2 protein-coding genes are annotated in these 1,652 nt (G+C 67.5%); both read left to right on the top strand.

What is annotated here, in order from left to right:
- Positions 1–138 precede the first annotated feature (138 nt).
- The gene (locus A5791_RS27510) at positions 139–279 is read left to right on the top strand and encodes a hypothetical protein (protein WP_156661020.1); all 141 of its coding nucleotides are present in this window, start codon (positions 139–141) and stop codon (positions 277–279) included.
- A 191-nt stretch (positions 280–470) separates the two neighbouring features.
- Positions 471–1,652, top strand: a 1,182-nt coding sequence (locus A5791_RS05660; protein ID WP_156661019.1) for a hypothetical protein, incomplete at its 3' end; no start/stop codon positions are given.

Here is a 1,652-nt window from a genome sequence, read left to right as displayed (position 1 = left end):
TTCCCCTCGCGGGTGCCGACGATCGCCTCGATCACCTGGTCGGCCACCACCCCGCCGACCACGACGACCACCACTGAACCCACAACGACGACCACTACCGAGCCACCTACGACCACCACCACCACGACCACCGTGCCGATGACGACCGAGTGGCTGCGTATCCCCCTGGTTCCCGTTCCGATACCCGTCCCCGTTCCGCAGAGCCAGGTACCGCCGCCGCAGAATCCGGCGCCGGTCCAGCAGTATCCGCAAAACCCGTATCTGGGTCCCGGCTACTAAAGCCGTCTTAATTTCATCAATCAGGCGAACCGCGCCCGACCGAAGGCGGGTACCGTTGGGGTATCCAGTGCGGTGGGGTTTTGGGTTCTGAGCTGATTCACCTGGCCTGGTTCGGGGCTCACTCGGGGCCACTGACCCGTCGCGACGGTAGCTAGCCGGTAGAGCGACAAAATGGGGTCCTTGGAGGAGTAGTGGACATCGTACTTGGCGTATCGATGGAACCTACGACGGTCCGATTGGTACTGATTGAGGGCGACAACGCCGACGGAGTGACCGTCGAAGAGGACAGTTTCGAGGTTCCCGGCACAGGGGAATCGGCCCCGCCCGGTGCGGTGGCCGACCAGGTGATCGAGGCGATCGTCGGCACCCGCGAGGGAGCGGTGCAGGGCGGCTGTCAGTTGACCTCGACCGGGGTGACGTGGACGGACCCCGCCGCGGTCACGATGTTGCGCGAAAAGCTCGCAGCCCTCGACATCAAGGGCGTGATGCTGGTTTCGCCACTGCTCGCTGCGGCCGCACTGGCGCAGACGGTCGGCGTTTCGCTCGGTTACGCGCACATCGCGATGTTGTTCGTGGAGCCGGGGAATGCGACATTGGCCGTGGTCGACGTCGCCGACGGGTCGATCGTCGACCTGCACCGGCAGTCGTTGGACGATGACACACAAGATGACGGACAGTGCAACACTCAGCCGAGCCTCGCGGCCGGGCTGGCTTCGATGGTTGCGGGTCTGGACGCACGTGGATCGCGGGCTGACGGCGTATTCCTCATCGGCTGTGGGACCGACATCGCCTCGCTGAAGCCCGTGCTGGAGGCGGCGACCCCGATCGAGGTGAGCGCTCCAGAAGAGCCGGACATGGCGCTGGCCCGCGGCGCGGCGCTGGCGTCGGCGAATGCGCCGCTGTTCGCGTCGTCTACCGCCGCCCTGGCCTACGCTCTGGACCCGGGAACCGGCGAGGTGAACCCCCGCTCGTTCGCGCCCACCTACCTCGACGTCAGCGCCAACGCCGACTTGGGCGAAGGCGCGCTCGCCTACAGCGCCCTGGACGACGAAGCGGACGACTCGAGCATGCGACGGCGTAGGTCGTTGGTGATGGCAGGTAGCACATTGGCTGTCAGCGCCGCCGCCGCGGCCGCGGTGCTGGCGCTCACGTTGACGTCTGACCGGCCGGCTCCCGCTCCGCAGCACAGTCCGGGCGGAGCCCCTGGTGGGGTCTCTGGTGGGGTCGTTGCCAGCCCGGTGCCGCAGGCGCCGGTTCAACTTCCGCCCGTGCCGTCACCTGCTCCCAGCGCTGCGCCCCCACCGGCGGTCGCCGCCTCCAGCACGGGCTTCAGCGAGGCGATGTCGGTCCCACAGCCGATGAGGAATACGCCG

This window comes from Mycobacterium sp. 852002-51163_SCH5372311 (assembly GCF_001667115.1).
Classification (GTDB): Bacteria; Actinomycetota; Actinomycetes; order Mycobacteriales; family Mycobacteriaceae; genus Mycobacterium.
The sequence above is the reverse complement of the archived record's forward strand: the minus strand, read 5'-3'. Positions and strand labels throughout refer to the sequence as shown.

What these genes read in the sequence shown, in the direction of transcription:
- A5791_RS27510 (WP_156661020.1), top strand. Translation starts at nt 139, where the DNA reads ATGACGACCGAGTGGCTGCGTATCCCCCTGGTTCCCGTTCCGATACCC.